This is a genomic window from Pseudomonas sp. P5_A12 (genome assembly GCF_056400685.1).
Window position 1 is genome coordinate 1 of record NZ_JBFUKU010000296.1, and the last position, 6,446, is coordinate 6,446.

Annotated in this window: 6 protein-coding genes and 1 pseudogene; 2 read left to right on the forward strand and 5 right to left on the reverse strand. The window is 57.3% G+C overall.

What is annotated here, in order from left to right:
• Positions 1-810: N-methyl-L-tryptophan oxidase (gene solA, locus AC1DSG_RS25900; protein ID WP_477793431.1), on the forward strand; the 810-nt coding region annotated here is incomplete at its 5' end.
• On the forward strand, positions 807-1,586 hold the full coding sequence (locus AC1DSG_RS25905) for a MetQ/NlpA family ABC transporter substrate-binding protein (protein ID WP_477793432.1): 780 nt from the start codon (positions 807-809) through the stop codon (positions 1,584-1,586). The genes solA and AC1DSG_RS25905, both read left to right, overlap by 4 nt.
• 275 nt (positions 1,587-1,861) lie before the next feature.
• Here AC1DSG_RS25905 and AC1DSG_RS25910 read toward each other — a convergent pair whose 3' ends face one another.
• From AC1DSG_RS25910 to AC1DSG_RS25930, 5 genes and pseudogenes are all read right to left on the reverse strand, one after another.
• Positions 1,862-4,399: an MCP four helix bundle domain-containing protein gene (locus tag AC1DSG_RS25910; protein ID WP_477793433.1), complete on the reverse strand. Its 2,538-nt coding sequence runs from the start codon at positions 4,397-4,399 to the stop codon at positions 1,862-1,864.
• A 434-nt stretch (positions 4,400-4,833) separates the two neighbouring features.
• Entirely contained in the window at positions 4,834-5,058 is a 225-nt protein-coding gene (locus AC1DSG_RS25915) for a transcription termination/antitermination NusG family protein (RefSeq protein ID WP_477793435.1), read from the reverse strand.
• A pseudogene (locus AC1DSG_RS25920) lies at positions 5,056-5,268 on the reverse strand (sugar transferase); the annotation flags it as partial. The gene AC1DSG_RS25915 and the pseudogene AC1DSG_RS25920, both read right to left, overlap by 3 nt.
• A complete protein-coding gene (locus AC1DSG_RS25925) occupies positions 5,174-5,371 on the reverse strand; it encodes a hypothetical protein (protein ID WP_477793436.1) in 198 nt (65 codons plus the stop codon). The gene AC1DSG_RS25925 and the pseudogene AC1DSG_RS25920, both read right to left, overlap by 95 nt.
• A gap of 161 nt (positions 5,372-5,532) precedes the next feature.
• Positions 5,533-6,446: NAD(P)-binding domain-containing protein (locus tag AC1DSG_RS25930; RefSeq protein ID WP_477793434.1), on the reverse strand; the 914-nt coding region annotated here is incomplete at its 5' end.

The following is a 6,446-nucleotide window of genomic DNA, read 5'->3' on the forward strand; positions in this document are numbered from 1 at the left end:
GTCTTGTCCGCCGGGCAGATTCGCCAGCGCTTTCCACAATTTGCCAACGTGCACGACACTGCCATCGGCTATTTCGAGCCTGGTGGAGGCTTTGTACGCCCTGAACGTTGCATCGACGTGCAGCTCAAGCTGGCCGAACAGCACGGTGCAATCCTGCACAAAGGCGAGACTGTCACGCGGATCAGCTCGAACGAGCAGGGGGTCAATGTCACCACGAACCTGCGCACGCTCTTTGCCAACAAGCTGGTGATCAGCGCCGGCAACTGGAGCAGCGAATGGCTGGGCAAGCCGTTTGACAGCCTGCTCAGTGTCTACCGGCAGAAGCTGTTCTGGTTCGAGCTGGAGGAGAGCGCCGGGCTGCTGGGCCACTCACCGACATTTATCGTCACCCACGGTCGTGGCGACGACAAAATCAATTACGGTTTCCCCGCGTTAAACGGCGAGGGCAGCCTGAAAATCGCCACCGCGCAGTACCACACTACTTCGTTGCCGCAAACAATGGATCGAACGGTCTCGGCGGCCGAAGAGCAGGACATGTACGAGAACCAGGTACACGGCCGCATCGCCGGTGTTACCTCAAAGGTAGTCAAGTCTGCGGTCTGCGCCTACACCGTGACGCCGGATCGCCATTTCATCATCGATGAGCATCCGTCGTTGCAGCACACCTTGGTGGTGTCAGCGTGTTCTGGTCACGGTTTCAAACATTCCGCTGCACTGGGCGAGGCGTTTGCGCAGTGGTGCATGCGTGGCTCGACCGACCTCGATCTCTCTTCTTTCTCCCTGAAACGCTTCGAAGGAAAATTATCGTGAAACGCGTCGCTCTCTCCGTTGCACTGCTGGTCGCAGCCATGGGTTCTGCCTATGCCGAAACCCTGAAAATCGCGGTGGTGCCTGTGCCCCATGCCGAGATCCTGGAATTCCTCAAACCCGAACTGGCCAAGGAAGGGGTGACGCTGGATGTCAAAGTCTTCTCTGACTACATCCAGCCAGACCGGCAGACGGATGAAGGCTTGCTGGACGCCAATTACTTCCAGAGCAAGCCGTACTACGAGGCGTACAAAAAAGACCGCCCAAGCAGCGATCAGGTGCCCATCGTCGCCGTGCACATCGAACCCTTYGGTGCATATTCGAAGAAGATCAAGTCCATTAGCGAGCTCAAGGATGGTGCCACCATTGCCATCCCCAACGACCCGACCAACTCCGGTCGTGCGCTGCTGCTGATCGCCAGGCAAGGCCTGATCACCCTCAAGGATCCCGACAACATCATGGCGACGCGCCTCGACATTGTCAGCAACCCCAAGCACCTGAAATTTCAGGAGCTGGAAGCGGCCATGTTGCCGCGCGTACTTAACCAGGTCGACCTGGCATTGATCAACGCCAACTATGCGTTGGAAGCAAAGCTTGAGCCTCACAAGGATGCGCTGTTTATCGAAAGCTCGGAGTCACCCTACGCCAACTACCTGTATGTACGTCGCGACAAGGCGAACGCCCCGGCCGTATTGAAACTCGGTGCTTTGCTTAATTCGCCTGAAGTGAAGAAGTTCATACTTGAGCGCTATCACGGCGATGTCGTACCTGCTTTCTGACGCGCAGGCGCTGGTCTTTTGTTGGGGTACCTCAGGGGCTGCTTTTGGCATGACCAAGTGAAACTCATTCACAGGACTGCTGGGCCTCCCTCAAAAAGACCAGCGCCCGCTTGAAATCTCACAGCACCTTCCAGTTGCTGCAAGCTTTTTGTAAACGCCCTGCGCAAGACGTCTGCATGTGTAGCGAAATAGGGCACTACCTGCGCGTCAGAGTCACTCAGCAGGTCATCAAGATGTCGGCAAACCTGCTGCAACTCCACAACGTCGACCGAGATTTAGTCTGTTTTGACCGCACAGGGCAACTTCTCGCGCAGTTGCCCCAGCAGCGCTTCCACAGGCTCAGTCAAAACTTCCAGGCAGACTTGCAGCTCATCGTCCGGTCGCTTGTCGCGCAATGCCTGCTCCAATGCATCTGCAGCCTGCGCGACAGTGTCAGCACCGATGGTCGCAGACATCCCCTTGCAGGTATGGGCCAACAGTTCAGCCTTCTCCAGCGCTCCCACCGTCAGCGCCGAGCGCAACTGCGACAGCAAGGGACTCTGGCCGGCCAGGTAGATACGCAACATGTCCAGATACAGGTTGTGCTTACCCAGCACCCGCCGTAGCCCGGCAGCCACGTCCACGCCACCGAGATTCAAGTTCCCATGGGGCGCGACATTGGCCGCTGGGGCGCCTACATCCACAGGCACTACACCGGTAGGTTCGATCCAGCGCAGCAGAGTACGGAACAGTGCGTCTGGGTCGATCGGCTTGACGACAAAATCCACCATGCCGGCCTCCATACAGCGTTCGCGATCGGCCAGCATGGCGTTGGCGGTCATGGCAACGATGGGCAGATCACGCTTGCCTGGCAAGGCACGAATGGCACGGGTCGCGCTCACGCCATCGAGTATTGGCATCTGCATGTCCATCACCACCAGGTCATAGTCGTTTGTTTTCACCCTGTCGACGGCAATTTGCCCATTGCCAGCGATATCGACCAGCAATCCGGCATCGCTCAGCAGTTCGCTCGCCAACTGCTGGTTCATTGAATTGTCTTCGACCAAAAGTACCCGGGCACCGACAATCGCCGCCATGATGCCCCCCATGGGAGCCTCCTGCGAAAGGCCGGGAGGAGCGCTGTTAATGTCATCCACCGCCAGCATCCGACCGCTGTTCGGGTTGGGCCCCGGCAGTATTTTGCGCGTTTCTGACACGATGCCCACCCGAGCGGTGAACCAGAAGGTCGAACCCTGGCCCATGACGCTGTCCACGCCGACCGTGCCGCCCATCAATTCCGCCAGTTTCTTGGCAATCGCCAGACCCAGGCCGGTGCCGCCGTATTGGCGGGTCGTCGAGGAGTCTGCTTGCTGGAAGCTTTGGAACAGGCGCCCCATTAGCTCTTCGGACAGGCCGATGCCGGTGTCCTTGACCGCAAAATACAGCAGCGCCTCGGACTCGCTGTGCTCATGCAGACGAACCGCGATGGAGATCTCACCCTGTTTGGTGAATTTGACCGCGTTGCTGGCAAAATTCACCAGGACTTGCCCCAGGCGCAGCGGGTCGCCCATCAGCGTGGTCGGGACGTCGCTGGCCACATCGAGGATCAACTCCAAGTTGCGCTGCGCGGCCCGCGTACCGACCAGGTTCACCACGTTGTCGAGCAACTCCTCAAGGGTGAACTCGGTCTGTTCGACATTCAACATGCCGGATTCGACCTTGGAAAAGTCGAGCACGTCGTTGATGATGCCCAGTAAATGCTTGCCAGACTGCTGGATCTTGCCGATGTAGTCGCGCTGGCGCGGGTTCAATTCGGTTTTGAGAGCAAGGTAGCTCATGCCGATAATCGCGTTCATCGGCGTACGAATCTCATGGCTCATGTTGGCCACGAAGTCGCTTTTGTGTTGGTCGGCGATCTGAAGTTGACGATTCTTTTCCTGGATTTCGGCGATCAGGCTGGCGTTCACCTTCATGCTGGCGGCTTGCTGCGCGAGCACATCCGTCAAGGCAGCCGTGCGCTCTTCGACCTTGTGCTCCAGTTTTGCGTAATACACTTGCAGTTGTTCGAGCATTATTTTTAACGCGTACAACAGGCTGGAGCGGTCGTTGGCTTTGGTTTGCAGTGCCACTGTCAAATCACCGGCTGCCACCTTGCGCGCAATATCCGCTGCATAGGACAGCTCACCACCAATCTGCCGCACAATCATGCGGGTAATCAGCCAACCTATCAGGATGACCAGCACAATGACGCCTATCACCAGGCCCACCATTGCCTGGCCGATCTGCCCCACGATCACATCGGCTTCGGCTATCCGGTGACTGGCGGTTTCCTCGTTGATCTTGATCAGCGTCTCCAGGGTTGTCTGCAACACCCTAAAGCGCGGCATAACCTCTGCCTGCAGCGCCGCGAGGCTCTCCTCATTCCTGTTCACCACCCCCAACGCAATCGCCTTCTGTGCCGCCTGGACATAGAGCGGCCACTGCTGGTCGAAAACGATTAAGTTTTGTTTCGCGCCATCAACCAGTAACGTCTCGCGAAACGCATTCATAATGTTGACGATGTGACGCTCCGATGCCTGGCTCTCCGATGTCAAGGACGCCATCGCTTGCGGGTCGTTGTCCGTGCAAGCCTTGTAAATCCGGGTCAAATCATCCTTAAGTTCACTATTGGCGTACCCCAGGTCGCGAATCGGTACCAGTCGATCGGCGTACATGCTGGCCATCAAGTGGGAAATTTTGTAGATATTCATGTAGGCGAGTACGCCAATCATCAAAGCCATTGCGGAAACCGCAAGGAAAGTGAAGATCAGCTTTGTCCCCAGCTTCAGTTTCATGAACCACTGCATACTTACTCTCCCGCCACATAGGGCGAAGCTCTCACACTGCGCTCTATGTCAAGATCAAGCAGCACCTCTAACTCACTCAGGACTGAGGTGAGCGACTCGGAATTTGTCGCTGCGACCGGAGGTTAGATATGACCGCTTCGTCGGTAGAAATGAAGACCATCCATTTGGCAAACGGCCGGGATCGAGGGCAGACCGCAGCAACCGTTGAGGCTTTGTTGTATTTCTGCTCCTCTTGAAGTGCACAACGGCTGCCCGCCGGCAGGGCCGTAGACCTTCAAAACCTGGCGATCTTGCTCAAGGGTAGCTTGACCTGTTGCTCGCGCTGCAGAAAGTTTAATAACACTACAACCCGCGCCTCACCTTCCATCCTCAGGTAAATTGCCTGCAGCTCGGCAAAGGGCCCGTCAGTGATCCGCACTGGCTCACCGCTGACCGGGAAACAGCGACTCACTGACCACTGCGCGCCGCCCCTTGACGACACGCTCGCAGCAAACCTGTGGCCGATAGCAGGCATAGCCTTGCCTGATCAGATTGTCTTCTGCCCGCTCGTCCTGTCGGGACTTGCAGTGCACCAAATACCAAGCCTTCACTCCAAGCTCCATCTCTGACTCAATCCAAGGACTCTCCGAGCCGCTTCGGCCAGGCATACGACCTTGCAGAACGTTGAATAACTGTGGCAACTCATCGAACGACGTGCGGCGGATAAAACGGCCGACTGGGGTAATGCGTGGGTCAAAGCGGCTGGCCTGGGTCACTTTGGCGTCATCGTGAACAAACATGGAGCGGAATTTCCAGACCTTGATAACCCTGCTGTTCCAGCCATTGCGTTCCTGCTTGAACAGGATCGGCCCCTTTGATATCACCCACTGGCTCCAGATCGGACTCCACCAGGCCCACCAGCGGGGCCTGACTGGTCGTGGAGAACTTGTCGGCCAGTCGAATCACCTTGCCGCTGCTCAATGCATGGCTGCACCCCAAACTTGTCGGGGTAGCGAATGCTCAGACGTTGCCGATCTGGGGATTGATCCGTTCGTTCGCAATTACTTGCTCGCGTATTTCCTCGGGGGGCTATGGAGATGCATTGAGGAGCGGCGCCCAACCATGGCTGGGCGCCATTTGACTCAGCCAGTGTGGTGACTCTCGGCAAGGCCGTAGACGGTTGTGTCGATGCCTTCGAAGCGCGCTTTTAACTGCAGCGCCAGATACAGCGAATAATGCCGTGACTGATGCAGGTTGCCACCGTGGAACCAGAGGTTTTCCTGCTGTGTTGGCTTCCACATGTTCCGCAGTTCGCCCTCGTATGGGCCAGGATCATTCGTGGTTCCAGAACCCAAGCCCCAGCAGCGGCCGACCTTGTCCGCTACTTCCTGGGAAATCAGCTTCGCCGCCCAACCATTCATTGAGCCATAGCCCGTGGCGTAGACGATCAGATCTGCCGGTAGTAGGCTGCCATCGTTGAGTACGACGGCATCTGCTTCGATGCGTTCGACACCCAGGCCAGGCGCGCTCTTGAGCTTTATCGTGCCGTTAGCGATCAGTTCTGAGGCACCGACGTCGATGTAGTAGCCAGAGCCACGACGCACGTATTTCATGAAAAGGCCAGACTCGTCGTCACCGAAGTCGAGCATGAAGCCGGCCTTGGCCAAGCGCTCGTAGAAGTCCTTGTCACGCTCCTTGATCGCGTCAAAGATGGGTTGATGAAAGCCAGGCATTACCTTGTAGGGGATCGAGGCGAACAGCATGTCAGCCTTGTCCGTGGTCAAACCCGTCTCCAGGGCGTCTTCTGAGTAGAGCCCGCCGAAGACGAGATCCATTAAACTGTCGGAACGCACGATGTGAGTGCTTGAGCGTTGCACCATGGTCACCTCGGCGCCGTTCTCCACCAGATCGGCGCAGATATCGTGAGCCGAATTGTTCGCACCGATGACCACCGCGCGCTTGCCACTCCAGGCGTCTCCGCCGGGATGGCGACTGGAATGATGCTGCTGGCCATTGAAAACTTCGGCACCCGGATAAGAGGGAATATTGGGTACAC

Coding starts and splice junctions, on each gene's coding strand:
- AC1DSG_RS25915 (WP_477793435.1), bottom strand. CDS start 5,058: ATGCCTGGCCGAAGCGGCTCGGAGAGTCCTTGGATTGAGTCAGAGATG.
- AC1DSG_RS25910 (WP_477793433.1), bottom strand. CDS start 4,399: ATGAAACTGAAGCTGGGGACAAAGCTGATCTTCACTTTCCTTGCGGTT.